This is a genomic window from Pseudoduganella sp. RAF19 (genome assembly GCF_052114165.1).
Classification (GTDB): Bacteria; Pseudomonadota; Gammaproteobacteria; order Burkholderiales; family Burkholderiaceae_D; genus Rugamonas.
The window spans coordinates 181679-208669 of record NZ_JBFREF010000006.1 but is presented as its reverse complement, the minus strand read 5'-3'; the positions used below and the strand labels follow the sequence as shown (position 1 = coordinate 208669).

The 26991-nt window shown below is 60.9% G+C and carries 21 protein-coding genes and 1 tRNA gene; 7 read left to right on the top strand and 15 right to left on the bottom strand.

Annotated features, from left to right (window positions below):
- Positions 1-24: 24 nt before the first annotated feature.
- Together AB4Z19_RS17795 and ychF are read right to left on the bottom strand one after the other, a co-directional pair.
- Positions 25-5256, bottom strand: coding sequence for a hypothetical protein (locus tag AB4Z19_RS17795; RefSeq protein ID WP_442035726.1), 5232 nt, complete (start codon positions 5254-5256; stop codon positions 25-27).
- Between the two features lie 156 nt (positions 5257-5412).
- Positions 5413-6504 (bottom strand): redox-regulated ATPase YchF, encoded by a 1092-nt coding sequence (gene ychF, locus AB4Z19_RS17790; RefSeq protein ID WP_442029327.1) that lies wholly within the window; start codon positions 6502-6504, stop codon positions 5413-5415.
- A gap of 70 nt (positions 6505-6574) precedes the next feature.
- Between ychF and AB4Z19_RS17785 the strand changes: the two genes are divergently transcribed.
- The 4 genes from AB4Z19_RS17785 (at position 6575) to AB4Z19_RS17770 (ending at position 12691) form a co-directional block, all read left to right on the top strand.
- Positions 6575-7105, top strand: a complete 531-nt coding sequence (locus AB4Z19_RS17785) for a DinB family protein (RefSeq protein WP_442035725.1) — start codon at positions 6575-6577, stop codon at positions 7103-7105.
- 114 nt (positions 7106-7219) lie between these two features.
- Positions 7220-10432 (top strand): DUF2339 domain-containing protein, encoded by a 3213-nt coding sequence (locus AB4Z19_RS17780; protein WP_442035724.1) that lies wholly within the window; start codon positions 7220-7222, stop codon positions 10430-10432.
- Positions 10429-11799: a DUF3999 family protein gene (locus tag AB4Z19_RS17775; protein WP_442026698.1), complete on the top strand. Its 1371-nt coding sequence runs from the start codon at positions 10429-10431 to the stop codon at positions 11797-11799. Before AB4Z19_RS17780 ends, AB4Z19_RS17775 begins: the two co-directional genes overlap by 4 nt.
- Positions 11800-11818: 19 nt before the next feature.
- Positions 11819-12691: an N-acetylmuramoyl-L-alanine amidase-like domain-containing protein gene (locus AB4Z19_RS17770; protein ID WP_442035723.1), complete on the top strand. Its 873-nt coding sequence runs from the start codon at positions 11819-11821 to the stop codon at positions 12689-12691.
- On the opposite strand, the gene pth is transcribed toward AB4Z19_RS17770, so the two are convergent.
- The 11 genes from pth to AB4Z19_RS17715 form a co-directional block, all read right to left on the bottom strand.
- Entirely contained in the window at positions 12688-13272 is a 585-nt protein-coding gene (pth, locus tag AB4Z19_RS17765) for an aminoacyl-tRNA hydrolase (protein WP_442026702.1), read from the bottom strand. The two genes, AB4Z19_RS17770 and pth, sit on opposite strands and share 4 nt — an antisense overlap.
- Before the next feature lie 53 nt (positions 13273-13325).
- Positions 13326-13796, bottom strand: a complete 471-nt coding sequence (locus tag AB4Z19_RS17760; RefSeq protein ID WP_442026704.1) for a YybH family protein — start codon at positions 13794-13796, stop codon at positions 13326-13328.
- A 63-nt stretch (positions 13797-13859) separates the two neighbouring features.
- Positions 13860-14285, bottom strand: coding sequence for a hypothetical protein (locus tag AB4Z19_RS17755; protein WP_442035722.1), 426 nt, complete (start codon positions 14283-14285; stop codon positions 13860-13862).
- A gap of 40 nt (positions 14286-14325) precedes the next feature.
- Entirely contained in the window at positions 14326-14571 is a 246-nt protein-coding gene (locus AB4Z19_RS17750) for a hypothetical protein (protein ID WP_442023479.1), read from the bottom strand.
- An 8-nt stretch (positions 14572-14579) separates the two neighbouring features.
- Positions 14580-14876 carry an ArsR/SmtB family transcription factor gene (locus AB4Z19_RS17745; protein ID WP_442035721.1) on the bottom strand — a complete coding sequence of 99 codons (297 nt, stop codon included), beginning with the start codon at positions 14874-14876 and terminating at the stop codon, positions 14580-14582.
- 130 nt (positions 14877-15006) lie between these two features.
- Positions 15007-15612, bottom strand: coding sequence for a 50S ribosomal protein L25/general stress protein Ctc (locus tag AB4Z19_RS17740; RefSeq protein WP_442023483.1), 606 nt, complete (start codon positions 15610-15612; stop codon positions 15007-15009).
- A 112-nt stretch (positions 15613-15724) separates the two neighbouring features.
- Complete coding sequence (locus tag AB4Z19_RS17735; protein ID WP_442035720.1) at positions 15725-16675, bottom strand: ribose-phosphate pyrophosphokinase; 951 nt, start codon at positions 16673-16675, stop codon at positions 15725-15727.
- Positions 16676-16792: 117 nt separating this feature from the next.
- Positions 16793-16869: transfer RNA gene (locus tag AB4Z19_RS17730), tRNA-Gln, on the bottom strand.
- 77 nt (positions 16870-16946) lie between these two features.
- Entirely contained in the window at positions 16947-17825 is an 879-nt protein-coding gene (ispE, locus tag AB4Z19_RS17725; RefSeq protein WP_442023486.1) for a 4-(cytidine 5'-diphospho)-2-C-methyl-D-erythritol kinase, read from the bottom strand.
- Between the two features lie 6 nt (positions 17826-17831).
- Entirely contained in the window at positions 17832-18416 is a 585-nt protein-coding gene (locus AB4Z19_RS17720; protein WP_442023488.1) for a lipoprotein insertase outer membrane protein LolB, read from the bottom strand.
- Positions 18416-20206, bottom strand: a complete 1791-nt coding sequence (locus tag AB4Z19_RS17715; RefSeq protein WP_442035719.1) for a tetratricopeptide repeat protein — start codon at positions 20204-20206, stop codon at positions 18416-18418. The genes AB4Z19_RS17720 and AB4Z19_RS17715 overlap by 1 nt, the downstream gene beginning before the upstream one ends.
- A gap of 88 nt (positions 20207-20294) precedes the next feature.
- Here AB4Z19_RS17715 and mutM point away from each other — a divergent pair, with 88 nt between their 5' ends.
- From mutM to mutY, 3 genes are read left to right on the top strand one after another with little or no spacing between them, the layout of a single operon-like run.
- Complete coding sequence (mutM, locus tag AB4Z19_RS17710) at positions 20295-21128, top strand: bifunctional DNA-formamidopyrimidine glycosylase/DNA-(apurinic or apyrimidinic site) lyase (protein WP_442023492.1); 834 nt, start codon at positions 20295-20297, stop codon at positions 21126-21128.
- A 20-nt stretch (positions 21129-21148) separates the two neighbouring features.
- Positions 21149-23077 (top strand): dynamin family protein, encoded by a 1929-nt coding sequence (locus AB4Z19_RS17705; RefSeq protein WP_442023500.1) that lies wholly within the window; start codon positions 21149-21151, stop codon positions 23075-23077.
- Positions 23078-23122: 45 nt separating this feature from the next.
- Positions 23123-24241 carry an A/G-specific adenine glycosylase gene (gene mutY, locus AB4Z19_RS17700; RefSeq protein WP_442035718.1) on the top strand — a complete coding sequence of 373 codons (1119 nt, stop codon included), beginning with the start codon at positions 23123-23125 and terminating at the stop codon, positions 24239-24241.
- Here the strand turns inward: mutY and AB4Z19_RS17695 are convergent.
- Positions 24238-25365 (bottom strand): deoxyguanosinetriphosphate triphosphohydrolase, encoded by a 1128-nt coding sequence (locus AB4Z19_RS17695; protein WP_442023496.1) that lies wholly within the window; start codon positions 25363-25365, stop codon positions 24238-24240. The two genes, mutY and AB4Z19_RS17695, sit on opposite strands and share 4 nt — an antisense overlap.
- Positions 25366-25368: 3 nt before the next feature.
- A complete protein-coding gene (gene aroKB, locus AB4Z19_RS17690) occupies positions 25369-26988 on the bottom strand; it encodes a bifunctional shikimate kinase/3-dehydroquinate synthase AroKB (protein WP_442023501.1) in 1620 nt (539 codons plus the stop codon).
- Between the last annotated feature and the right edge of the window lie 3 nt (positions 26989-26991).

The following is a 26991-nucleotide window of genomic DNA, read 5'->3' as shown; positions in this document are numbered from 1 at the left end:
TCGCCACAGGCAATACAGTTTTCTTCATGCAAACAAAAGATCTTCCGCTGAAATAATAGGCGCACCAGTCAGGGTGGCCAGCTGCGTCAGCTCGGCGGCGCTGACAACGGCATCGTCGCCATTCGAAGTGAACTTGAACAGGGTGTTGGTCGTGCCGCTGTGCAGTGCGAACAAGACTGTGTCCCCCGCGTGGTAATTCGACGCCGCGCTGCCGATGGCTGCGGCAGCGTTGACCGCATTCATCGACGCCACGTTCTGCGTGAAGACCACCAGTTCGGCGCTCGCGCTAAAGCCACCTGCAGCGCCGCGAATCTCGGCGCCATCGACGACGTTGTCCTTGTTGCCGATAGCGATCCCAGACTGCAGCACAATGAGCTTGTCGGTGCCGCTGACGAAGTCCTTGACCGTGTCGCTGCCGATGGTGGTGTTGAGCACGAAGTAGTCGGTGCCTGCGCCACCAGTCAGGGTGTCGCTGCCCGCGCCGCCCAGCAGCGTATCGTCGCCACCCATGCCATTCAGAACGTCGTTGCCGGCACCGCCTGTGATCAGGTTGCTGTCTGCGTTGCCGGTGCCGGTGAAGTTGCCGCTGCCGGTGTACAGCAGCGCTTCCACATTGGCCGACAGGGTGTAGCTGGAGGAGGAAGCAAGGACAGTGTCGGTGCCTTCGCCAGACTGTTCGACAATGACGTCAGCGGCGCTGTCCACCACGTAAGTATCGTCGCCAGCGCTGCCAACCAGCTTGTCGTTGCCTGCCCCGCCGATCAGACTGTCGTTGCCAGCACCACCGTTCAGGACGTCATTGCCGGCGCCACCGTCCAGCGTGTCGTCGCCATCCATGCCGGACAAGGAATTGGCGCCGCCATTGCCAGTCAGGATGTTGTCTTCGCCATTGCCGATGACATTCGCGGCTACGCTGCCCTTGATGATGGCGTTCTCTAGATTGTCGGACAGCGTGTAGGTGCCGGCAGTTGCAAATGCCACCTCCACCATGTCCGTACCGCCTGCTGCGTCTTCGTGGATCACGTCGCCAGCGACATCGACCACATAGGTGTCATTGCCGGCACCGCCCGTCATGTCGTCCGCGCCCTTGCCCCCGTCAAGGCGGTCATCGCCCGCGGTGCCACCCAGGATATCGTTGCCGATGCTGACCACATTGAAGACCAGATCCTTGTAGCTCTTGGTGACGATGGAGTCGTCGGTCGTGTTGTGGAAGCTGACCGCCTCCACATTGCGCAGCGTGATGACCTGGCTGCCCTTGGTCAGCACCAGATCCGTCGCGTTCGGACGGGTGCGCACGAAGTCCGCGAAGCTGCCATCGACAATAACGGTATCGTTGCCGGCTGCGCCGTCGACCGTACCGCTGGCCCGATTGAGATAAATGGTGTTGTCCAGAGTATTGCCGGTCAGCTTGAAACCGGAAGCGCCACCAAAGATAAGTTCCTCGACGTTTGCTGCCAGCGTGTAAGTCGCCAGCGCAGTCTTCACCGTATCGTGCCCTTCGTTCAGCAGTTCCGTAACGACGTCGCTTGCCGAGTCCACTACATATGTGTCATCACCAACACCGCCAATCAGCCTGTCTGCGCCAGCACCGCCATCCAACGTGTCGTTGCCAGCATTGCCAACCAGCGTATTCGCGCCGCTGTTACCCTTCAGGTTATTGTCTGATGCATTACCTGTTACGCCAGCGCCCGCACTGCCAGTTACGACAGCGTTTTCGATGTTATCCGACAAGATATAAGTCCCGATGGATGTGAAGGCGACTTCGACCTTGTCGGTGCCTGCATCAAGATCTTCGTGGATCACATCCCCTACCGCATCGACCACATAGGTGTCATCACCTGAGCCACCCGCCATGCTGTCGTTGCCCTTGCCGCCATCAAGACGATCATTTCCCGAAGTGCCAACCAGGATGTCATTGCCGACGCTGACGATATTGTTGATCAGCTCTGCATAGCTTTTCGTGACCAGCGAATCGTCAGCCGGGTTGTGGAAGCTCACTGCCTCCACGTTTCGCAAAGTGATTACCTGACTGCCTTTGCTCAGGACCAGGTCAGTCGCGTTCGGACGTGCGCAAACGTAATCGCTGAAGACGCCATCGATGAGGACGGTGTCGGCGCCAGCCCCGCCATCTATAACGCCACTCGCACCACCGATGACCTGGATGACATTGTCAAGTACATTGCCCGACAGTCTGAACGCCGCGCTGCCTTCGTAGCTCAGATCATCGACGTTCGCTGCCAGTGCGTAAATCGCGAGCTTGGTGATGACTTTGTCGTGGCCCTCGTTTGCGAATTCGGTCACGACGTCGCTGCTGCTATCGACGTAATAAGTGTCATCGCCAGTGCCGCCCATCATCCTGTCCCCGCCTGCACCGCCATCAAGCGTATCGTTCCCGGCGGCTCCTTGCAGAACGTTGACGCCATCATTGCCCTTCAGGAGGTTGTCTTGCGCATTGCCTGCAATACCGACTGCCAGCGTGCCTTTCACCGCATAGGCCTCCTCCACATTGTCGCCAAGCTGGTAAGGTGTTCCTACGTATGAAACCTCGGCTTTATCGTAGCCTCCGTCCGTCTTTTCGATGATCCGTACGCCGGCAGAGGAGACCAGGTAGAGATCATCCCCTCCTCCGCCAACCATGGTGTCATTCCCGCCCATGCCATCCATCGTATCGGCGCCATCACCGCCAACCAGGCTATCGGCACCGGTACTTGGCAGCCCCACCAGAAGGTCCGCCAAAGAAGCCTTCACGCCGTTCATTAGGAAATACTCGACACCCCGCACGGTCAGGGTGCCTCCCGTGACAGTATTGGTAATCAGCGTGTCTGTGGCACTCAGACGCTTGACTGTGTAGTCGCTGCGCGCAGCCATCATCAGTACCGTATCTTCACCGTCGCCGCCCAGATAGGTATCGTTGCCAGCGCTCGCTTCAAACCGGTCATTGCCGCCCAGTCCTTCCAGCCGGTCGGCGCCGCTGGTGCCGTGCATGAGGTTATCCAGATTGTTGCCGACGCCAATAAATCCAGTCGATCCTGTCGCGATCAGGTTTTCGACGTTGTCGCTCATGGTGTAGCGCGCCAGTGTCGTGTACACCGTATCCTGCCCGCCGCCAGCGAGTTCCACTACCTTGTCGCCCACGCTGTCGACATAGTACGCGTCGTCGCCTTTGCCACCGATCATGGTGTCGTTGCCGGCCAAGCCATCCAGCACGTCGGCACGATCGGTCCCCGTCAGCACGTTGTCGCCAGATGTACCAAGCATCGCCCGAATCTGCGCCGCAGATTGCGTGACATTGGAGAAGGCCAGCGATTCGATATTTTTCACGGACACCACGTCATCGACGTCTATCCGTGTGATCACGATTTGACCATCAGCCGACAGCGCAAAGCGATAGTCTTCGTAGCTGCCCTCCAAACGCAATTCGTCTTTGCCGGCGCCGCCATCAATTACGTCATGACCGCCACCACCGATCAGCACATCGTCCCCGTCCCCGCCGGACAAGGTTTGCGCACCCGCGTCGCCGACCATGGTGTCGTTACCGGCCATGCCATATGCGGCTCCGCTAACGTGCAGCTCGATTTGATTAGCCAGCTCATTACCGTTAACGACACCGGCCTCGGACAGTATCTTTGCATTCTCGACGTTCGGCGCCAGTGTGTAAGCATCGATATACACTGCGCCATTCATGACAACGGTATCGATACCGCCGTTGCTTTTCTCAACCACAACGTCATCAATGCTATCAAGCACGTAATAGTCATTGCCCGAACCACCAATCAGGGTGTCCGCGCCCGCGCCGCCATCCAGGGTATCCGCGCCTGCGCCGCTTTGCATATAGTTGTTCGCGTCTGTGCCCTGCAGCGAGTCGGCGCCCACGCTGCCGGTAATGGTGTTGCCATCCACTACCGGAGCGGATGCGGCAAAGTTTGCATCCGTCAGCGTGCTGGCCTGGAAGTTTGCCAGCGTCACAACCACATGGAATGGCCAGCCATTTCCGCCCCAAGCGACCGCAGTGTCGGCGCCCTGCTGTACAAACGTAAGACGGCCGATACCGAAGGGATCGAGACGCACATCAGGACTCGCATGCACATAATCCAGCAAGGGCTTCAGATCCAGCATGTCTCCACCTGCACCGCCCTGGAAATCCAGGATCTTGTAGCTGAAGCCATTATTGAAGTCCCACACGACGGCGTAAGTATCCGAACCGGCGCCGCCTCGAGCGATCACCTTGATGTTATCGTTCTCGCCCCAATTAAAGTACATATTGATGCGGTCATTGCCATCGCCGCCGTCGATAAACACGGTTTCGACATGCGTGCTCCACACTGGCAGAACGCCGTGCAGGGTGAAACTGTCATCGCCTGCGCCACCCGACAGCGTTGTATTGCCGACCAGCAGATCGCCAAACTTATAGCTGAATGCATCATTCCCGGCACCGCCATCGAGCAACTTGTCTTCGGACGTACCAATCAGCGTGTCGTTACCGTCACCACCGTACATGGTATTGTCGCCATCGCCGCCAATCAGCACATCGTCCCCATCTCCTCCATTGAGAAGGTCATGGCCGTAATCGCCGGACAGGGTATCGTTGCCGCCGTTGCCAAGCAGGGTGTCGTTAGTGCTGTCGCCAACCAGGCTGTCATTGCCATCGGTCCCCGTCAGCAGCAGGCCTGGTGCGCCAGTGTTAATCGGCACGCTGTTGACGAAGTTATCGCGCGTAAGGCTTGCCAACTCCACGTTTTGCAGGACGACAAGAACCTGAGGATTGTAATAAGGGCTGATGCCATCCCTGTCAAACAGTACGTGAACATCGGCGCCTACCTGCTGTAAATCCATAACGCCAATCTTCGGGTCAAAGGGATTTCCACCGAAGTAGTAGTAGTTATTGAGAGCCTTCAGCAATTTCGTCGTGTCGATGCAGTCACCGCTAGCGCCAGCCTTGAAATCCGTGATGATGGGATGGCTTTGGTAGAGCACAGATTCAAAGACATAGGTCTGGCGACCGACGCCGCCAGTAATAGTTCCACCATAGCCATCAGCCAGCATATTCAGCAGAACCGTATCGTCACCATCCCCGCCATTCACAGTGAAGTTGCCAGAAACGGGGGCGACCAGCGTATCGTTGCCAGTACCACCATCCAGCAAATCATTTCCAGCAGTACCGACGAGCGAATCATCGCCCGCACCGCCGTAGATCGAATCATCTTCCGAGGTGCCAAACAGCGTGTCGTTCTGGTCAGTGCCGATATAGATCGCCATGATGGTAATTTGCCAATATGAAATGACAAATGCTAGCACGGCAATCTTATTGCAAATCTATCGATTATTCACAATTGGAACCGGCATGTGCGCGAGTGCGCGCCGGAAAAAGAAAGGAGCTTGCCGGCCAAGGGCGGCCGGCAAGCGAGGGGAAGCTTAGACGTTGAACAGGAAGTTCAGCACGTCGCCGTCTTTCACCACGTATTCCTTGCCTTCAGCGCGCATCTTGCCCGCTTCCTTGGCGCCGGCTTCACCCTTGAACTGGATGTAGTCGTCATAGGAAATGGTCTGGGCGCGGATGAAGCCGCGTTCGAAGTCGGTGTGGATCACGCCGGCCGCTTGCGGGGCGGTGTCGCCGATGTGGATGGTCCAGGCGCGGACTTCCTTCACGCCGGCGGTGAAGTAGGTCTGCAGGCCCAGCAGCTTGTAGCCGGCGCGGATCAGGCGGTTCAGGCCTGGCTCTTCCATGCCCATGTCGGACAGGAACTCCACCTTGTCGGCGTCGTCCAGGTCGGCGATCTCGGCTTCGATGGCGGCGCAGATCGCCACGATCGGTGCGTTCTGGGACTCGGCGTACTTGGTCAGCTGGTCCAGCAGCGGGTTGTTGGTGAAGCCGCTATCGGAGACGTTGGCCACGTACATGGCCGGCTTGGCAGTGATCAGGCACAGTGGCTTGATCAGGGCCATCTGTTCAGCGTCCAGTCCCATGGCGCGCACAGGCTTGGCTTCGTTCAGGTGCGGCACGATGGTTTCCATCAGGGCCACCAGCTTGGCGGCATCCTTGTCGCCGGAGCGGGCCTTCTTCTGCTCGCGGTGGATGGCTTTCTCAACGGTGCCCAGGTCGGCCAGCGCCAGTTCGGTCTGGATGACCTCGATATCGTCCAGCGGGCTGACTTTGCCAGCCACGTGGATCACGTTGTCGTCTTCGAAGCAGCGCACCACGTTCACGATGGCGTCGGTTTCGCGGATGTGCGACAGGAACTGGTTGCCCAGACCTTCGCCTTTCGACGCGCCCGCCACCAGGCCGGCGATGTCGACGAATTCAACGATCGCGTTCACCATGCGCTCAGGATTGACGATGGCAGCCAGCTTGTCCATGCGCGGGTCAGGCACTTCCACCACGCCCACGTTCGGCTCGATCGTGCAGAACGGGTAGTTCTCGGCCGCGATACCGGCCTTGGTCAGTGCATTGAAGAGGGTGGACTTGCCGACGTTAGGCAAGCCGACGATGCCGCATTTGAGACTCATGGAAAACCTTTAAGATATATGTTCTGCTACGGCGAACGCCGCAAAATAAACCGAGATTGTACCCCAGAACATGTCCCTGACCGCCCAATTCCGCCTGATGGCCCAGTACAACGACTGGATGAACCACAAGCTGTACGAAGCTGCCGCCAAGCTGTCGCCCGAGGAGCGCACCGCCGACCGCGGCGCGTTTTTCGGCTCCTTGCAGGCGACGCTTCAGCATATTGTCAATGCGGACACGATCTGGCTGCGCCGCTTTGGCTCCCATCCGCGCTTTGCCGAGATGCTGGCAGCCGTAATGGAGCTGCCGCAACCGACTGATCTGCGTGGCGAAGCCATGGAATTCGACGCGCTGCGCGTGCGCCGCGCCTGGATGGACCGCCAGATCATGCATTTTGCCTGCGCGCTGACGGGGGCGGATCTCGATCTCGTGATGCATTACAAGAGCATGGCGGGAGTGCCCGGCAGCCGCAGACTGGACGGGCTGCTGATGCACTTCTTTAACCATCAAACCCATCACCGTGGCCAGGCCACGACCTTGCTGTCGCAGCAGGGTATCGACGTGGGCGTGACTGACCTGGTGGTGCTGGTTCCAGAGGCGTGACCCCGGATCAAATCATGATACTTCCGGCAGCGGCCAGCGATACAAGTATCGCCAGGCTTGTGCTATCGTCCCCTCTTGCAAATAATGCACTGCGGACAATCTTCGGGGGCATTCATGGATTTGCTTTGGTTTGTGCTGTTCATCGTCATCGGACGCTGGGCGTGGCTGGCGCGGCGCGATGCACGCATTGCGGGCGAACAGGTCAAGCGCCTGCAGCGCGACCTCGCCAGTCTTCAGCACGCGCTGGAACGCCTGCGGCCACGCGGTATTGCCGCTGCCGACGAGGCCATTCGGACACCGTCGCCTGCCGCGCCGGAAGCGCCGGCAACGGCACCCACGCCGCCAGCGCGGCAGCCCCAACCTCAAGCCCAAGCTCAAGCTCAACCCGCATCGCGCGAGCCCCTGGTGGCCCGCGCGATGCCACCGGTCACGGCACCAGCAACTGAGTCAGGCGCACCAGCCGAGAGCGCTGCCGAGCCGGCCGGAGCATACGCTATGCCGCTGCCAACGCCCCCAGCCGCTGGCGTCGATGCAACCACGCATGCGCAGGCGCCGCGCCGCGAACGTCCACAAGCCCCGCCAAGCGAACCTCCGGCCTGGTTGCTGGCCGCCAGGCGCTGCCTGTTTGAAGGCAATCTGGTCGCCAAGATCGGCCTGCTGATCCTGTTCATTGGCGTCAGCTTCCTGCTCAAATACGCTGCCGCCCGCGTGACGGTGCCGATCGAGCTGCGGCTTGCGGGCATTGTGCTGGTCGATCTGGCCGCACTCGCCTGGGCCTGGCGCATCCGCAACAGCAACGCGGCAGTCAGCCTGCCACTGCAAGGCACGTGTATGGCCGTGCTGATGCTGGTGAGCTTCGGCGCCTTCCGCTTGTACCACCTGATCCCCGGCGGGATGACTTTCGCGCTGCTGTTCCTGCTTACGCTTGGCACCTGCATGCTGGCGGTACTGCAGAACGCGCAGTGGCTGGCCATCTTCGGCATTGCCGGTGGCTTCGCCGCACCGATTTTGGCATCGACGGGCAGCGGCAGTCACATAGCCCTATTCAGCTATTACGCCCTGCTGAATGCCGGCGTGTTTGCAATCGCGCTGAAGCGTTCGTGGCGCGCACTGAATTTGCTGGGCTTCGCATTCACCTTCGCCATTGGCACTGCCTGGGGCGTGCTGCGCTACCAGCCGGAAAACTATCAGTCGGCGCAAGCCTTCCTGATTCTGTTCTTCCTGTACTACGTCGGCATCGCCGTCGCCTATGCGCGCCTGCAAGCACCTCAGTTGAAGAACTATGTCGACGGCACGCTGGTCTTCGGTACGCCAATGCTGGCGGCCAGTTTGCAGTTCCCGCTGGTGAAAGGCATGGCATTCGGCATGGCTTTTTCTGCCTTGGCGCTTGGCCTGTTCTACGGCGCATTGGCGATGGTGCTGGCGCGCCGGCGCGCGGTGTTCGGCATGCTGGTTGACGCTTTCATCGCACTGGCCGTCGTATTTGGCACGCTCGCAATTCCATTTGCGCTTGATGGCCGCTGGACGTCCGCCGCCTGGGCGCTGGAAGGCGCGGGCATCGTGTGGATCGGCCTGCGCCAGCGCCAGCCGCTCGCCTGGGGCTTCGGCCTGCTGGTGCAGCTGGGAGCGTGGGTCAGTTTCATCGGCAGCGTGTCCGGCATCGACAAGGAAGCGGCGCTGCATTCCAATTTGTGGCTGGGCTTCCTGCTGCTGGCGGCAAGTGCCTTCCTGATGGCGACGCGCTTCCGCGCTCAGCGCAGCGATGGTCCGAACGCGCTTGGCCTTCTGGGCACGATCTTCCTCGCCGGCGCCGCTGTATGGCTTGTAGGCGGGTTCTGGACGGAGATCCTGCTGCGCACGCAGGGCAACGCGCAAGCCAATCTGCTCGTGGCCAGCGCCCTTGTGAGCGCCATGCTGTTGGCCTTTATCGCACGCCGCATGGCATGGGCGCTGGCGGGCTGGCTTGCAATGGCGGTCGAGCTGCTGGCTGGCGCCGTGCTGCTTGCGCTGATGCTGCAGCAATGGGCCCTGGCGCCAGTGTCCACCGACCTGTTTGCGACGCCCTTCCTCGGCGGCCTGATGATCCTGGCTGGTGGCGCCTTCACCGCCTGGGCCATGTTCCGTCATGGCGATGCGCCGCAGCAGAAGCTGTCGCATGTGATTCTGGGCTGGTCCATGCTGTGGTGGCTGGCGATGGTGGCGCCGACCTTGTCCAACTGGCTGCTGGCGCATTACGAAAACTGGTCTGGCATGGCGGCGCGCGCTGAACTGCAATGGCCCGCCTATTGCCTGCTGATTGCGGCAACAACGCCGCTGTGGCTCTCGCTGGCGCGGCGACTCACCTGGCCAGCACTGCGCTGGACAGCACTGCCCGCATGGGCTCTCTTCGCCCTGACCAGCGTGGGCATGCTCGCGATGCTGCACTTCACCGGCATGCCATCGCGCGAATTCTGGCTGGCCTTCGCCGCGCTGTGGTTGCTGTCCGAATGGCTGATGCGCGTCTGGTCGCCGATCAGAGATGTGCAAATGCGCATCCTGCACACGCTGCGCTCGGCCGGCCCGTGGCTGATGATCTGGCCCGTTGCCGCGTACTGGATTGCGCGCGGCCTGCAAGGTTCGCATGCCGATCCGTCCTGGGCGCGCTTCCTGCCATTGTGGCTGATGATGGGCGTGCTGGCGTGGACCATGCACCGCGTGCGCACCGATGCCTGGCCCGTGCGCCCTGTGGCGCAGTGGTATCGCACGGTCCTGCTGCCGCTGGGATGCGCATGGTCGCTGCTGCTGGTAGCGGCATGGAATCTGTCGCAGGATGGCGCAATGGCGCCGCTGCCATACATCCCGCTTGCCAATCCGCTCGACCTGACCAGCATCTTCGCCATGCTGCTGGCCATTGGTTGCTACCGCCAGCTGCAAAACGAGTTGACGCACGCACGGCAACCGTTGTTCATCGCCGCTGCGCTGGCCGCGTACGCCTGGTTCAATCTCGCCCTGCTGCGTACCGTCTCGCACTATCTCGATGTGCCATATGAGTTCGAGCGCCTGTTCGCTTCGCAGTTTGTACAGGCCATGTTCTCGCTGGTGTGGAGCGTGACCGCGCTGATATTGATGCGCTATGCGGCGCGCAAGCAGGAGCGCAATATCTGGCTGGCAGGCGCCGTCTTGCTTGGCGTTGTGGTGCTCAAGCTTTTCCTCGTCGACTTGTCGAACGTGGGCGGCGTTGAGCGCATCGTGTCCTTCCTTGGCGTCGGCGCGCTGATGGTCGGCATCGGCTACATTGCGCCCTACCCGTCCGGCAAAGGCGGGCAAGCGCAGCAGGAGGCAGCATGAGCGCTCTTCTGCTCGCTGCAGCCCTGGCCAGCGCGGCCAGCGATACGCCGCAAGACTACAGTCATCTGATCCCGCTGACCATCAGCGGCAAGCAGAGCGTGGTGCAGTTGCAGCTGCCGCGCGCGGTGTACCTGAATGCGCGCTCCCCTGATCTGCGTGACCTGCGTGTGTTTGACGCGCGCGGCATCATTCAGCCATTCGCGCTGCGCCAGCCCGAAGGCGATGCGCAAACCAGCCACCGCAGCCTGGCCGTACGTATCTTTCCGCTGATGGCAGACAGTGCCGATAACGCACTGGCAGGCCTGGAGGTCAGCACCGGCACCGACGGCCGCGTGCTGTCCGTGCGCTTGCCCGCTGCGCAGGATGCAGCCAGGCCGCGGCAACAACTGGCCGCGCTGGTACTGGACCTGCGCCGCGATGGCGAAAGCGAACCACCACAGGTCGATGCACTGCGCTTTCAGCTGCCAGCGGGACGCAGCAATTACACAGGCCAGATCTGGCTGGAATCCAGCACCGACCTGAAAAACTGGGACACGGTGGGCGTCGCGGAACTGAGCTGGCTCGCCAACATGAGCGATGAGACGCTGGCCAACGACCGCCTTGAATTCGCGCCGCGCTCAATGCGCTACGCGCGCCTGCGCTGGCGCAGCGGCGAGCCCCTGCAGTTCGCAGCGGTGACCGCCGAATCGCCCGTTCGCGACGAAGCGCTGCCAATGGAATCCGTGCAACTGCCCGCGCAGCCGGGACGTGAAGCACGCGATCTCCAATACACCAAGCCGCCGGGCATTCCCGCCACGCGCGCTGGACTGCAATTCGACAGCGGCAATGTCGTGCTGCCTGCAACGCTGGGCCGCTATAACGCGCAGCGTCAGGGCCGCAATTATTTCGAGCCCGCGCTGCGTACGACCTTCTACCGGCTGGAGCGCGACGGCAAGCCCCACGTGTCGGCCGACATTGCCGTGCCATCGTATCTGGGCGATCGCTGGGTACTGCGTTTCGATCAGCCACCCGCGATGCAGCCTATGCTGCGCTTAAGCTGGCAACCGGCTACGCTGGTCTTTGTCGCCGGTGGCACTGCGCCTTACACCTTGGCAGTGGGACGCGACAAGGCGAATTCCGCCGCGCGCGCCATCGGCGATGTGGCGCCGGGATTTTCGTCCGCCGAATTGCGCGCACTGGAGCAGGCGCGTGCCGGCGACGTGCAACTGCAAACCGACGCGCTGGCCAATGCCGCCAAGCGCGCCAGCGCCGACGCCGCCAGCGCACAGCAACGCTTGATCCTGTTGTGGGGCGTGCTGCTTGCAGGCGTTGCCGTTGTGGCATGGATGGTGTGGCGCTTGCTGCGCCAGGCGAGCAATCCGACCTGAATGCCTTTAGAATGGACGCATGCGTATTCTTCCCTTGCTCGCCATGTGCGTCACCCTGTGCGCCGCCGCCCAGGAACCTAAACAGATCTACCAGATGACGCCCGCCGAAGCGGGTAGCTTCATCAGCAGCGTCCACGATAGCCAGCCGGATCTGCGCAAGCGCATCGCAGCTATCGCGCGCCGCAATATCGGCCAGCCCTACAAGTTGAATCTATTGGGCGAATATCCCTATGAGCTGCATGACAGCTTGCCAATGTTCAGCCTTGGGCAAAGCGATTGCACGGTCTTCATCGAGCACACTTATGCGATGGCTCTGAGCGAATCGTGGGAAGAGTTCTTCTGGATGCTGCAACGCATACGCTACAAGGACGGCGTGGTTGGCGTGGCCACGCGCAATCACTACACGGAAGTGGATTGGAATATCAACAACCGCTGGCTGCTCACTGACGTCAGTGCATCGTTACCCGGCGCTGCCTACTACGACCTGACCGTGGACCGCGCGCAGTTTTTGAAAACGCATCACAACACCGAGAGCAGCATTCCGGTACAGCACACGCGCGAGGCTTACGTACCGGTGGAAAATGCCAGGCAGGCATTCCAGCAGATGAATGAGGGTGACATGGTCAACGTCATCTCGATCCGCAACGGCGAGCATATGGTGACCCATGTTGGCCTGGTGGTGCAGGACGCGCATGGCCATCGCCGCTTCCTGCATTCATCTGCACCCGCCGTACGCGAGGAGGAATTCGAAGACTTCATCGCCCGCACGCAAGCACGCAAAAGCGGCCTGCAGCTGGCGGGCTTCAAGTTCCTGCGTCTGAATGAGGTGGTTGAAGTGCCGCCGGCGGCGCCGCAACCGCGGCCGCAACGGCAGCACGCTGCTGCGCCTTAAGGCGTGTGCAGCTCCATCATCGCCTTGGTGAAATCGCCGGTGACGGCAGTAGGGATGATGCGCAGGGATTTTTCGATCGCTTCTTCGATCAGCAGCTGTTCTTCGCGGCGCGGACGATGCAGTACGAAATCCGCCACCGGCTGGTTCAGATTCAGTGTGCGCGGATGGCCGATGCCGATGCGCAGCCGCCAGTAGTCCTGGGTGCCGAGTGCCGAGGTGATGTCCTTCAGGCCATTGTGGCCGCCGCTGGAGCCGCCTTTTTTCAGCTTGGCCACACCCGGCGCCAGATCAAGTTCGTCATGCACGACGAGCACTTCGTCCGGCTGGATTTTGTAGAAGCGCGCGATAGCACCGACCGACTGGCCGGAACGGTTCATATAGGTTTGCGGCTCCAGCAGCCAAAGCTGGTTGCCGCCGATGATCGTCTTCGCCACCATCGCGTTGAAGCCGGACTCGCGCTGCAGGCGCGCATTCGGCAGCGAATTGGCCAGGTTGTCCACCAGCCAGAAGCCGGCGTTGTGGCGGGTTTGTTCGTAGTCGGGTCCGGGGTTGCCGAGGCCGACGATCAGACGAATAGGCATGGCTATGCTAACGCTTGGCAAAAGCGCAGATTATACCCGCCGGGCGCATGCGATTAAGGCTTCACGCGGGGCGTATCGAAATTCCAGGTATCGCGCACGTAGAGCCATTTGCCATTGACCTTGTGCGAGACGGACAGGAATTTCCCCGCATCGACCTGCTTGCCATCCTTGTCCTTGACGGTGAAGTGGCCGGCTGCCCAGCCCGTGCCGTCATTGGCGCCACCATCTTTTTCTCCGCTAAAGCTCATTGTGATGCCGGCTTTGGCGGAATCGGCAACATCCTTGGCCCAGTACGCGCGGATCGCGGCCTTGCCACGTACGGCTGCGGAACCAGGCGGCATCAGCACGGCATTCTCGTCGTACAGATTGGCCAAAGCATCCGCATCACCGGCCGTGTAGGCCTTGAGGAAGGCCTGATCTATCGCGTGCACAGCCGCCACATCCGCCTTCTGATCCGCCGTGGCCAGCCCCGCCATCCCGGCCAGGACGGCGACAATACCCACTACCCGAAAGCTCTTGTTCATGACGGCCTCCTTCTGAGTTGATCTACTCAGCATAGCCGCATTCGGGCAGTTAGCCAGCTTTCCTCAAGCTTTCGCGGGCACGCGGGCGGAGCCCCAGCGGTCACCGGATTTGCGGATGTAGTGGTCGAACACATAGCCCCATGGGACCACGAGCGGAATGATCACGACGAAGGCAACCTGGAAAGCGTAATGGGCTAGGTGCTCGTCCATGGTGCCGTTGAGGTAGCGCGGCAAGGCTTCGTTGAACAGCCAGATCAGCTTCCAGGTTATTTCCCAGAACAGCACCGGCAGCATTTGCAGCGGATAGCGCAGGCCCAGCAACGCCATCAGCGAGAAGCCTGCCAGCATGCAGACGACGACGCCTTCGTTCAGCTCCCACGCCACATGGCGGTTCAGCACTTCGGGCCAGATCAGGTTCCCAAGGCCCACGACGATAAACAGGTACATGGCCCGCAGCAGATACAGGCGCAACAGCGAAACTTCGTTCATTTGCAGCTCCTCTTCAAAGTGCGGGCTTAGCCGCGATGGTCTATTCGACTTGTCTCAGCAATTTTTCTACCGCAGCGAGACGCGCCGCGGTTTCCGAAGCCGAGGCGCGCAGGGCGGTCAGCGTGGACAGCGTTTCCGCCTGCTGTGCTGCCGCCTGCGCAGCCAGCTGGCGATACGCTTCATTCGCTTTTGCCGTCTGGGCCGCCGCGTAATACTTCATGCCAAAGATGATCAGCAGCGTGACGAACGGCAGGCAGATCGAAAACAGATAGATCGGTGCGGACATGATTTCCTCTACTCTTCCTCGTTACTCAGGCTTGCAGCTGCTTCGGCGATGGCCGCAGGATTCAGCTCCAGCCCAAAGGGACTGACCTCGAAGTAGTTCAGCGCCTTGCCGTCCTGCGACAGCTCCAGCTGGCTGGTCACCAGGCCGGCGTCTTCCAGCTTCTGCAGATGCAGGTGCAGCAGCGGCCGGCCGATGCCCAGTTCGCGGGCGAGCTGGCTCACATAATTACGGCCGCCGTTGGCGAGGGCCGCAATGATGCGCAGGCGGTGCGGATTAGCGAGGGCTGCCAATTGCGCCAGCAGCAAGTCGCCTCCACTTCGGTTTGTTTTTTCTATCACGTGTCAACAATAACTGACACGTGAAAGGATTGCAAGCGGTATGGGCGAAAAAAAACCCCGCCGAGGCGGGGTCTTCTTTTTGGCAGACGCCAGAAGATTACTTCTTGTCTTCTTCAGCGGCAGCAGCAGCTTCAGCGGCAACGGCACCAGCCGGTACGGAAGCGGTAGCAACGGTAGCGTCGGAACCGTGGGTCACGATGGTCACGCCCTTCGGCAGCTTGATTTCCGAAGCGTGGATCGACTGGCCTACGTCCATCTTGGACAGGTCAACCACCAGGAACTCTGGCAGGTCAGCTGGCAGGCAGGAGATTTCGATCTCGTTGGCCACGTGGCTGATGGTTGCGGAGTGCAGTTTCACGGCTGGGGACACTTCAGCGTTTTCGAAGTGCAGAGCTACTTTCACGTGCAGTGGCTTGTTGGCGTCGATACGCTGGAAGTCAGCGTGCAGAACCAGTTGTTTGTAAGCGTGCATCTGGAAGTCGCGCAGCAGCACTTTCTGTACTTTGCCGTCGATTTCCATGTCCAGGATGGACGAGTGGAAGGCTTCTTTTTTCAGCGCGTGGAACAGTGCGTTGTGGTCCAGGGCGATGGTCACCGGTGCTTCGGTGCCGCCGTAGATGATGCCAGGGGTCTGGCCGGAATTACGCAGGCGGCGGCTCGCACCCGTACCTTGCAGATCACGTTTGAATGCAACAACTTTCATGGAATACTCCAAAAAATAAAAGACAAGGCTCGCGCCTTGCCGGTAAATAGAAGCGCCCCGCGACCAGGACGCTTCAGCGAAAACGGCCATGGTTTCCCACAGCCGGCAAATCTTAGTCTACGAAGAGCGAAATAACCGAATCGCCCTTGATGATGCGCTTGAAGGTCTCGGCCAGCAGCGGAGCGCTGGTCAGTTGACGGATCTTGCCGCATGCCTTGGCTGCTTCGGACAGCGGGATGGTGTCGGTCACCACCAGCTCGTCCAGCGAAGAGCCGGTAATACGTTCAATCGCAGGACCGGACAGCACAGCGTGCGTGCAGTAAGCGGTCACTTTCAGGGCGCCGCGCTCTTTCAGCACTTCCGCTGCCTTGACCAGGGTACCGGCGGTATCCACCATATCGTCCATGATCACGCAGTTGCGGCCTTCGACGTCACCGATGATGTTCATCACTTCGGACACGTTGGCTTTTGGACGGCGCTTGTCGATGATCGCCAGGTCGCAGTTCAGGCGCTTGGCCAGTGCACGGGCACGCACCACGCCGCCGACGTCCGGAGACACCACCAGCAGGTTTTCGTTGTCCTTCTTCTGCAGGTCGCCCAGCAGAATTGGCGAAGCGTAAATATTGTCAACCGGGATATTGAAGAAACCCTGGATCTGGTCAGCGTGCAGATCCATGATGATCACACGTTCAACACCGGCGCTTTCCAGCATGTTCGCTACCACTTTCGCGGAGATCGCGACGCGGGCGGAACGTGGACGGCGGTCCTGGCGGGCATAGCCGAAATAAGGAATTGCAGCGGTGATACGGCCAGCGGACGCACGTTTCAGGGCATCAACCATCAGGATCAGTTCCATCAGGCTGTCATTGGTCGGCGCACAGGTCGATTGCAGCACGAACACGTCTTTACCGCGGACGTTTTCGTTGATTTCGACCATCACTTCGCCGTCCGAGAACTTCGATACGACTGCTTTGCCGAGAGGAATGCCGAGATTCTTTGCGACCCCTTCTGCCAAGGCAGGATTAGCGTTGCCGGTAAAAACCATCAGGTTTTCGAAAGCCATTGGGAGTCCCGAGAGATGTAGAGTTTTGAAATCTTGAAGGTGCTCCGCGCTTGTCGCGGGAGTCTTGTTTTTAACCCTGGCTGGAGACTAATGCCTCGACAGATCCAGGGAAAACGGTGGCAGGGGAACAAGGATTCGAACCTTGGTATGCCGGAATCAAAATCCGGTGCCTTAACCAGCTTGGCGATTCCCCTACTTTTAACTGACTGCTTTCCGTCAGTAGGCCGACATTATAAGACCTAATTCACGAAAAGCCAAATCTTTTTACGCATCACAACTTTTCGATGATCGGGTGCCGTTTCAGCGCTTTAGCCTTCCAGCCAGCCCAGGCGGCAGGCACTCTTGCGAGCACTGCATCGGCCTGTTCTTCGCTGCGGACTGCGCAGAACACACATGCACCGGAGCCAGTCATCCTGGCATCACCGTAAGCATCCAGCCATTCTACCGCGTCTGATACTTGCGGGAACAACCGGGTGGCTACCTGTTGCAAATCGTTCTTTCCAAACTGTCGCAGATCTTTACGATTTGCGTGGTAGCTGGAAAAGTCCGACATATTAACGACTGGAGTATTTCTTGTCAAATGCTCAGACGTGAAAATCGTCAGCGTCGGCACCTGCACACCGGGCTCGATCACCACATACCAGCACTCCGGCGCATCGACCGGACGCAGCGCTTCGCCCACGCCTTCGGCCCACGCCGTCTCGCCAAAGATAAAGAACGGAACGTCGGCGCCCAGCGGCAGCGCGAGGTCCATCAATTCCTGCTTGCTCAACCCCACCTTCCACAGCTTGTTAAGCGCCATGAAGGTGGTGGCGGCATCGGACGATCCACCACCAACGCCGCCGCCCATCGGCAGCACTTTGTGCAGAGTGATATTCACGCCCTGCGGCTGTGCGCCAGTGCGCTTCTGCACTTCGCCCGCCAGCATGCGCGCGGCGCGGATGACGAGATCGCTGTCTTCCGGCACGCCGGGCACCTCGTTCACGCGGCGGATTTCGTGGTCCGCGCGCAGCTCGAAATCGAGCGTGTCGCTACGGTCGATGATCTGGAAAACCGTTTGCAGCAGGTGATAACCGTCGGCGCGGCGGCCAGTCACGTGCAGGAACAGGTTCAGTTTGGCCGGGGCCGGGCAATTCTTCAGGCTATTCATTCTTGTTTATTCTGCATCGATCACGATGCGCAGGGATACTTCTTCAATCTGGCCGCTGGCGGAACGCTCGGCGTCGATGCGCTTGGGCTTGGGTGGATTGCTGCCGTCCTGCCAGCTGACAAAGCTCAGGCGCCAGCCATCTTTGGTGGTCACATCCGTATTGCCCGGGCTGGCGTTAAATCGCTTGCCGTCCGCCGCAGTGGCATAGCCTTGCATCCACTCGCGCAGGCCCGCCACGGGCAACGACCAGCCGAGGATGCGCGCGGTCAGCGTATCGATGTCGGGAGCGCTGCGCGGCGGCTTGCCGCTTTCCGTCAACACGGCCTGCTCCGGCGTTACTTCGATTGTGGCAATCGTCGAGCCGATCGGCATCGACAAGGCCACGTTCGTGCACTGGGGCGTCTGGCTCCAGCTGTAATTGACCGTCATTGATTTGGGCTCGCTGTTCTGCGTGTACTTCACGGCCAGGCGGCCGTGCAGATCCACAGCGTCACCCGACGCAGCGCTGCAGACAGGAGCCTTGGTGGTCGTGGCGCAACCGCCAAGCAGGAAAGCCGCCGCCGCTGCGGCTACATAAACACGCGCGCCCATCAGATACTGGCGTTCAGGCGCGCCAGCGTCGTGCGCAGCGCATCGTTATTCGGGTCTTTGGCACGGGCTTCGCGCCACAGCTTCTGGGCGCCGCTCTTGTCGCCCTGCGCCCACAGCACTTCGCCGAGGTGCACGGCAATCTCCGGATCGTTGCGCAGCGTGTAGGCGTCGCGCAGCATTTTCTCGGCTTCCTTTAACTGGCCCATGCGGAACTTGACCCAGCCCATGCTGTCCATGATGAAGGGATCGCCGGGCGACATCTTCAGCGCCTTATCGATCAGCTCATAGGCTTCATCGAGGCGGATGCCGCGATCGGCGAAGGAGTAGCCTAGCGCATTGTAGGCGTGGTGATTGTCCGGCACGGACTCGATCACCTTGCGCAGCGCGGTTTCCATTGAATCAAGCTTGCCCATTTTCTCGGCCGCCAGCGCGTAGTCATACATCAGGTCCGGGCTGTTCGGGAAACGCAGCACGCCGTCTTCCAGCGTGGCATAGGCTTCCTTGGCGCGGCCTGCGTCGCGCAGCAGCTGGCCCTTGGTTTGCAGCACCTGCACTTCTTCCGCTTCGTCGGCGGGCGTGATTTCCGCCAGCTGCTTCAGGGCGCCATCAATATCGCCTTTGCGCGACGTCAGGTGGGCGCGTTTCAGGCGCACCGCCAGCGTGAGGCGTGGATCATCGGTATCGACTTTATCCAGCCAGGCAATCGCGCCGTCGAAATCATTGCGTTCCTCGTCGATCTGCGACAGGATCATCAGGGCCTTGGACGGATCGCGGTCCGGGTCCGGGCTCTTTTCCAGCGCATCGACAAAGCGCTTGAAATAGCCTTCGGCAGCTACCGTGTTATTGCCCTGCATAGACATGATGCCCAGCGCATACAGCGTTGCAGGATTATCCGGCTGCGCCTTCAGCAGAATCTGGAACTGCTCGGTGGCCTTGTCGTACTGCTTCTGTTCGACCAGCAGGCGGGCGTAGGCCGAACGCACCTCGCGCGCATCGGGGTATTTCTTGAGGAAGCCGGTGAACAGCGTTGCGGCGCCGTCGAGATCCTGCAGCACCTGCGCCATGGTCAGCGCGGCCAGCTCGGAATCGGGCTTGATGGTCAGCGAGCGCCTGGCTTCGGCAATGGCCTGTTCGTTCTCGCCTGCGGCCAAGGCGCCCTGAGCCAGCACGAGGTGCGATTCCAGCATTGCGTCATAAGGCTTCAGCACGCGCTGCATCAGCGCGTAGGCCGCGGCTTTGTCTTTGGCGCGCAGCAGGAATTGCTGCATCTGGAACATGGCCAGGCCGCGTGTGGACGGCTGTGCCGCCTGCAGTCGCTGGGCGAAGACTTGCTCCGCTTCGCTCAGGTCATCACCCAGCACAGAGAAGCCGAGGAAGTATTGCGCTGCTTCGTCCGAATCTGGCGCCAGTTCGCGCCACAGACGGATCGCCGCCAGCGCCTCGTTGCCCTGCTTGGCCGACAGCGCCATTTCTGCGGAACGTTTGGCCAGGCGCGGATCACGCGTCTGCTGCGCCAGCACCATCATGGTGAGGTAGGCGCTTTGCCATTGGCCGCGTTTGAAATCCAGTTCTGCCTTGGTGAGCTTGTAAAACAGCTCGCTGGTCAGCTCCACGGATGGCAGGTCGCCGTCCGGTTTGACGGCGGCTGCGATGGCATCGGAACCGGGCGCATTGACGGCGGCTTCAGGCGCCGGAGCGGGTTCTGGTGCGGGCGCAGCCTCTTTCTGCGGGGCGACCGCGCAAGCGGACAACAGGGCCGAGAGCGTTACAATGGCGAATGCGTTTTTCAATGGATGATCCTGCGAAGTCGGACTCAGGACTTGATTCTACGCCAACCCACAACTTGCGTTGCTTTGCAGGTGTAAGCAATTCCCAAACATGCCTGAATTACCAGAAGTTGAAGTCACCCGGCGCGGGGTCGCGCCACATATCGAAGGCCGTACCGTGCGCAACGTCGTTCTGCGCCGCGATGGCTTGCGCTGGCCGTTTCCGGACGACCTGCCGGCCAATCTAACGGGCCGCGCCGTCATCGCCACCGGGCGCCGCGGCAAATACTTGCTGATACATTTCGAACATGGCACTTTGATTATTCATCTTGGCATGTCCGGCCACTTGCGCGTTCTGCCGCCCGGCATCCCCGCTGAAAAGCATGATCATTTCGACATGGTCGTGGAAGGCGCCGACGGCACGCAGGTGCTGCGCATGACCGACCCGCGCCGTTTCGGCGCCGTGCTGTGGCATCCGCGTGAGGAAGGCGAACTGGACGAGCACGTGCTGCTGCGTGGCTTGGGCGTAGAGCCGCTGAGCGAAGATTTCACCGGGAAATTGCTGTGGGAGCAGACCCGCACCCGCAGCGCCGCCATCAAGCAAGTGTTGATTGCAGGCGACATCGTGGTTGGGGTCGGGAATATCTATTGTTCTGAAAGCCTTTTCCGCGCCGGGATCAACCCGAAAACCGCGGCAAACCGCATCAGTGCAGCACGTTACGACCGTCTCGCACAGGCCATCCGCGAGGTATTGGCTGAGGCAATTGTGCAAGGAGGCAGCACTTTGCGCGACTTTATCAGCGTAAATGGGCAATCAGGCTATTTCCAGCAGACATATTTCGTCTATGATCGTGCTGGTGTGCCCTGCCGCATCTGCGGTGCCCCCGTGCGCCAGATCAAACAGGGCCAGCGTTCAACCTTCTATTGCGTAAACTGTCAAAAATAACAACGGGGTAAAGTCTGATGATGGTCAGGGACCTGGAGCAATACAGCGCGTGGCGTCAGAATGTGTACGCCGCCGTTCAGAATTACCGCAACTGGGTGGTAGGGGCCGAACTGGCCGATGCCGCCGCCGAACAGCGCCTGGCGCGCACACTGGCCAAGCTGGCCGACGACAAGCTGTCCGTGGCTTTTGTCGCTGAGTTCTCGCGCGGTAAATCCGAACTGATCAACTCCATCTTCTTCGCCGATTACGGCCAGCGCATCCTGCCTTCCGCGGCGGGCCGCACCACCATGTGCCCGACGGAGCTGATGTACGACCCGGCTTACCCCGCCTGCATCCGCCTATTACCGATTGAGACGCGCGCAGAAAACCTCTCCACCAGCGACTACCGCGACCAGCCTTCCGCCTGGACCGTGCTGCCGCTGAATCTCGACAAAGCGGACGAGATGCATGAAGTGTTCAAACAGGTCAGCCTGACCCGCCACGTGAGCGTGGAAGAGGCCAAGCGCTACGGCCTGTATGACGAGAACGATCCCGACATGCCGGTCACGCTGGACGAAGACGGCCTGGTTGAAATTTCGCTGTGGCGCCACGCCATCATCAACTTCCCGCATCCCCTGCTGAAGCAAGGCCTGGTGATTCTGGATACGCCGGGCCTGAACGCGATCGGTACCGAACCCGAACTGACGCTGAACCTGATTCCGCATGCCCACGCCGTGCTGTTCATCCTGGCTGCCGATACCGGCGTGACCAAGAGCGATATCGAAGTCTGGCGCACCCACATCGGCGGCGGCGCGGGACGCATGGTAGTGCTGAACAAGATCGACTCGATGTGGGATGCATTGCGCAGCGACGGCGAAGTCGAAGCAGAAATCGCGCGCCAGCAGGAACATGCAGCGCATATGCTGGGGCTCGCACCGCGCCAGGTGTTCCCTGTCTCCGCGCAGAAGGCCTTGCTGGGCAAGATCACCGGCGACAAGGCGCTGCTGGAGAAGAGCCGCATGGAGCAGCTGGAAGGTGCGTTGTTCAACGAGCTGATTCCGGCCAAGAAGGACATCATCCGCAAGCGTCTGTCCGACGAAATGCAGGCGCTCAGCACCTCGCAGCACGCGATGCTGTCGACCCGCTCGCGCGGCATCGTCGAGCAGCTGCTGGAACTGAAAGGCCTGCGCGGCAAGAACCAGAATGTGATCGCGCACATGATGAAGCGCGTCGACGCAGAGAAGAAGGAATTCGACGAGAGCCTGTTCAAGCTGCAGGCGACGCGCGCCGTGTTCACGCGCCTGTCCACCGAGCTGTATTCCAGCCTGGGCATGGACGTATTGCGCGACCACGTGCATGCGGTACGCGATGCGATGTCCAACAGCCGCTTCTCCACCGGCCTGCGCGATGCGGTGCGCGTGTACTTCGACGCCATTCGCACCGACCTCGACGCGTCCGAACAGAAGATCGGCGAGATCCGCGAAATGATGGAAGGGATGTACCGCAAGTTCTCCGGCGAGCATGGCCTGCAGCTGACCATGCCGATGCCCTTTTCGCTCGCCAAGTACCGCGATGAGATCCTGGAAGCGGAAGACATCTATCACAAGAACTTCGGCACCGCTGCTCTGCTGACGACCACGCGCGTGGTCGTCATGGAGCGCTTCTTCGACTCCGTGGCCTCGTCGGTCAAGCGCTGCTTCAAAGCCGCCAATGCCGATGTGGATGCCTGGCTGAAGGTCATCATGGCGCCGCTGGAAGCCCAGATCAAGCAGCACAAGGACCAATTGAAACACCGCCAGGCCTCGATCCAGCGCATACACGATGCCACCGACACACTGGAGCAGAAGATCGAAGCCTTTGAAACCGCACAGGCCGAGCTGGATGCGCTGAAATCGTGCCTGGCCGAACTGGCTGGCGCGGTGAGCATCGCCATCAATTCCGAACTGGTCGAGCTCCAGGCAGCAGCATAGCCGCGTAGGGCGGATCATCGATCCGCCGAAGCATTGAGGAACATCTTGCAGTACCACGACCCGAGCTTTTCCGCGGACCTGATCCGCTGGCAGAAACAACATGGCCGCCACGCACTTCCGTGGCAGAACACGCGCGACGCCTACAAAATCTGGCTGTCCGAAATTATGCTGCAGCAGACGCAGGTGAGTGCGGTGCTGGGCTACTTCGCGCGCTTCCTGGAGCGCTTCCCCACGCTGCAGGACCTCGCTGCGGCGCCTGTTGAAGACGTGATGGCGCAATGGTCTGGCCTGGGCTACTACACGCGCGCCCGCAACCTGCACAAATGTGCCCAGCGCGTCGTGGCAGAGCATGACGGTGTATTCCCATCCGATCCTGCTTTGCTTGCGGAGCTGCCCGGCATTGGACGCTCCACAGCTGCCGCCATTGCCGCATTCTCTTCCGGCCGCCGCGCCGCCATCATGGACGGCAATGTGAAGCGCGTTTTCGCACGCGTGTTTGGCATTAACACGTACCCCGGTGAACGCAAGACGGAAGAAGCCATGTGGGCGCGCGCAGAAGCGCTGCTGCCGGAAGCAGGCATCGAGTCCTACACGCAAGGCCTGATGGATATGGGCGCCACGCTGTGCACGCGTAGCAGCCCTGAATGCACACGTTGTCCGATGCAGCCGCGCTGCGTGGCTTTCGCGACCGATCGCGTGAAGGATCTGCCGGTACGCAAGCCGAAGAAGGCCACGCCAGAGAAGCACGCCACCATGCTGCTGATCGTGGACCGCGATGAAGTGCTGCTGGAACAGCGACCTGCCAGCGGCATCTGGGGCGGCTTGCTGTCCTTGCCAGAGCTGGATGGCCACAACGCGGCCAATGATGACGACGATGTCCTACCCGAGCCTGACGCCGCAGCCGTTGCAGCAGCTGCATCACCCTTCGGCGCAGTCGAGTCGCAGGAACGCCTGAAAACTGTGACGCATGTGTTCACCCACTACAAACTGCACATCGCCCCGCTGCTGATCACGCTCGCGCAGCGTACCGCGCTGGCCGGCGAGCCCCGCTACACCTGGCTTCCCGCAGCATCGGTAGCCGACGCAGCCTTGCCCGCCCCCATCAAGAAACTGCTGCTCGAACTGCTCGGCAACCGCACCGACGCGCAAGCCAGAATGTTCTAAAGCTCCTCGAGCGAATACAGGCGGCGGTGTTCGGCGATCGCGTAGCGGTCGGTCATGCCGGCGATGTAGTCGGCGACGCGGCGCGCTTGCGCACTGGGACCTTCGTCGCAGCGGTAGTCCGGCGGCAGCAGGGCGCTGTCGGCGGTGAAGGCTTCGTACAGCTCGCGCACGATGCGGCTGGCCTTCAGGCGCATGCGGTTGACCTTGTAGTGGCGGTAGAGGTTCTCGTACAGGAAACGCTTGAGTTCTGTGGCGTCCTTGCGCATCTGGTCGGAGAAGCGGATCAGCGGCGGCGCATTGCGCACCTCGTCCATGCTTTGCGGGCCGTGTTCCGCGATGCGCTCGGTTGAAGTGACTATCAGGTCGTCGGCCAGCGAAGTAATCAGGCGGCGCAGCGTTTCGTAAATGGCGCGGCGGCCGGACAGGCCCGGGTGCGCCTGCTGCACTTCACGCCACAGGCGCGCGAAGAAATCTACCTGCTCCAGCTGCTGGATTGAGATCAGGCCGGAGCGCAGGCCGTCGTCGATATCGTGGCTATTGTAGGCGATTTCATCGGCGAGGTTGGTCAGCTGCGCCTCCAGCGAGGGCTGGGTGCGGTCGATGAAGCGCTGCGCCACTTCGCCCAGCAGCTTGGCATTCTTCAGCGAGCAGTGCTTGAGGATGCCTTCGCGCGTTTCGAACATCAGATTCAGGCCATCGAAGGCGCCGTATTGCTCTTCCAGATGATCGACCACGCGCAGGCTTTGCAGATTGTGCTCAAAGCCGCCGTGCTCCTTCATGCATTCATTCAGCACGTCCTGCCCCACGTGGCCGAAAGGCGTGTGGCCAAGGTCGTGCGCCAGCGCGATCGCTTCCACCAGGTCTTCGTTCAGGTGCAGATTGCGCGCCAGAGAGCGGCCGATCTGCGCCACTTCCAGGCTGTGCGTCAGGCGCGTGCGGAACAGGTCACCCTCGTGATTCAGGAAGACCTGGGTCTTGTATTCGAGGCGGCGGAAGGCCGTGGAGTGAATGATGCGGTCGCGGTCACGCTGGAACTGCGAGCGCGAGGCGTGCGGCGTTTCTTCGTAATGGCGGCCGCGCCCCTTGTCCGAATGCGCGGCGTAAGGGGCAAGCGTCTCTTCCATGTCTTATTTCGTGCAGGCTGCCAGCGTTTGCAGCAGCAGGTCCTGCGGTGCGTTGGTGATGTGGGCTTTACCCAAAGGATTGAGCAGGATGAACTTGATCGCCCCGCCCTCGTTCTTTTTGTCGACTTCCATCAGCTCCAGCCAGCGCGCGGTGCCAAGGTCCGGCGCTTTCACCGGCAGGCCGGCCGCGTCGACCAGCTTGCGGATGCGTTCCACGGTCGCGGCATCGATATAGCCCATGCGCTGCGACAGATCGGCCGCCATCACCATGCCGCAGCCCACGGCCTCGCCGTGCAGCCAGTCGCCATAGCCCAGGCCCGCTTCGATCGCGTGGCCGAAGGTGTGGCCGAAATTCAGGATGGCGCGCAGGCCGCCTTCGCGTTCGTCCTGGCGCACCACGTCGGCCTTGATCTCGCAGGAACGCGCAATCGCATAGCCCAGGGCGCCCTTGTCGCGCGCCATCAGCTTGCTGATGTTCGCTTCGATCCATTCGAAGAAGGCGGTATCGATAATGCAGCCATGCTTGATCACTTCGGCCAGGCCGGCGGACAACTCGCGGTCCGGCAGCGTGTCCAGCGTGGAGGTATCGGCCACCACCACCTTCGGCTGGTAGAAGGCGCCGATCATGTTCTTGCCCAGCGGGTGATTGATGCCCGTCTTGCCGCCTACCGAGGAATCGACCTGGGACAGCAAGGTGGTCGGCACCTGGATGAAGTCCACGCCGCGCATATACGATGCCGCGGCAAAGCCGGTCATGTCGCCGATCACGCCGCCACCGAGGGCGATCATGGTGGTCTTGCGGTCGCATTTATTGGCCAGCAGCGCGTCGAAGATCTGCATCAGGCTGGACCAGTTCTTGAATTCTTCGCCGTCTTCCAGCACCACGGAAATGACTTCCTTGCCGGCCGCCGCCAGCGGGGCGCGCACGCGCTCAAGGTAAAGCCTTGCCACGGTGGTGTTGGTGACGATGGCGACTTTTTTGCCGCCTGCGTGGCGGGCAAACAGTTCCGGCTCGTCCAGCAGGGACGGGCCAATATTGATCGGGTAACTGCGTTCGCCGAGATCGACGTTCAGCAGCATACGGGTTTCTTCAGTCATCGAGGGTTCCGCCTGGGTGGAGCAGTTCGGCGTGGCCGCGCAGGCCATCGCATCCAGCTGGTTCAAAATCGAGTGCACCATGGATTGTACGTTAGGTCGGCCGGTGTCGATCACCAGGTGCGCCAATTCCATGTATAGCGGCTCGCGCTGGGCCAGCAGCTCTTCCAGTTTTTTGCGGGGATCGGCCGTCTGGAGCAGAGGCCTGTTCTTGTCGTGCGCCGTGCGGGCCAGGATGCTGTTGATGGTGGCGCGCAGGTAGACTACGGTGCCGCGCTCCCGGAGGAGAGCGCGGCTGTTTTCGTTCAGGATGGCGCCGCCGCCGGTGGCCAGCACAATGCCTTGCTGGCTGGTCAGGTCGCGGATCACGTCTGCTTCCCGCCGGCGGAAGGCTTGTTCGCCTTCGATTTCGAAGATCCAGGGGATCGAAGCACCAGTGCGCGCTTCGATCTCGTGATCAGAGTCGACGAAGCGCAGCCCCAGTTTGCGGGCAAGCAGACGACCGATTGTCGTCTTGCCCGCCCCCATCAG

What these genes read in the sequence shown, in the direction of transcription:
- AB4Z19_RS17780 (WP_442035724.1), top strand. Translation starts at nt 7,220, where the DNA reads ATGGATTTGCTTTGGTTTGTGCTGTTCATCGTCATCGGACGCTGGGCG.
- AB4Z19_RS17695 (WP_442023496.1), bottom strand. Translation starts at nt 25,365, where the DNA reads ATGGAAGAGACGCTTGCCCCTTACGCCGCGCATTCGGACAAGGGGCGC.
- AB4Z19_RS17760 (WP_442026704.1), bottom strand. Translation starts at nt 13,796, where the DNA reads ATGAACAAGAGCTTTCGGGTAGTGGGTATTGTCGCCGTCCTGGCCGGG.
- AB4Z19_RS17755 (WP_442035722.1), bottom strand. Translation starts at nt 14,285, where the DNA reads ATGAACGAAGTTTCGCTGTTGCGCCTGTATCTGCTGCGGGCCATGTAC.
- AB4Z19_RS17735 (WP_442035720.1), bottom strand. Translation starts at nt 16,675, where the DNA reads ATGGCTTTCGAAAACCTGATGGTTTTTACCGGCAACGCTAATCCTGCC.
- AB4Z19_RS17720 (WP_442023488.1), bottom strand. Translation starts at nt 18,416, where the DNA reads ATGGGCGCGCGTGTTTATGTAGCCGCAGCGGCGGCGGCTTTCCTGCTT.
- AB4Z19_RS17750 (WP_442023479.1), bottom strand. Translation starts at nt 14,571, where the DNA reads ATGTCCGCACCGATCTATCTGTTTTCGATCTGCCTGCCGTTCGTCACG.
- AB4Z19_RS17795 (WP_442035726.1), bottom strand. Translation starts at nt 5,256, where the DNA reads ATGGCGATCTATATCGGCACTGACCAGAACGACACGCTGTTTGGCACC.
- AB4Z19_RS17785 (WP_442035725.1), top strand. Translation starts at nt 6,575, where the DNA reads ATGTCCCTGACCGCCCAATTCCGCCTGATGGCCCAGTACAACGACTGG.
- mutM (WP_442023492.1), top strand. Translation starts at nt 20,295, where the DNA reads ATGCCTGAATTACCAGAAGTTGAAGTCACCCGGCGCGGGGTCGCGCCA.
- ispE (WP_442023486.1), bottom strand. Translation starts at nt 17,825, where the DNA reads ATGAATAGCCTGAAGAATTGCCCGGCCCCGGCCAAACTGAACCTGTTC.
- aroKB (WP_442023501.1), bottom strand. Translation starts at nt 26,988, where the DNA reads ATGGGGGCGGGCAAGACGACAATCGGTCGTCTGCTTGCCCGCAAACTG.
- AB4Z19_RS17705 (WP_442023500.1), top strand. Translation starts at nt 21,149, where the DNA reads ATGGTCAGGGACCTGGAGCAATACAGCGCGTGGCGTCAGAATGTGTAC.
- AB4Z19_RS17740 (WP_442023483.1), bottom strand. Translation starts at nt 15,612, where the DNA reads ATGAAAGTTGTTGCATTCAAACGTGATCTGCAAGGTACGGGTGCGAGC.
- AB4Z19_RS17770 (WP_442035723.1), top strand. Translation starts at nt 11,819, where the DNA reads ATGCGTATTCTTCCCTTGCTCGCCATGTGCGTCACCCTGTGCGCCGCC.
- ychF (WP_442029327.1), bottom strand. Translation starts at nt 6,504, where the DNA reads ATGAGTCTCAAATGCGGCATCGTCGGCTTGCCTAACGTCGGCAAGTCC.
- pth (WP_442026702.1), bottom strand. Translation starts at nt 13,272, where the DNA reads ATGCCTATTCGTCTGATCGTCGGCCTCGGCAACCCCGGACCCGACTAC.
- AB4Z19_RS17775 (WP_442026698.1), top strand. Translation starts at nt 10,429, where the DNA reads ATGAGCGCTCTTCTGCTCGCTGCAGCCCTGGCCAGCGCGGCCAGCGAT.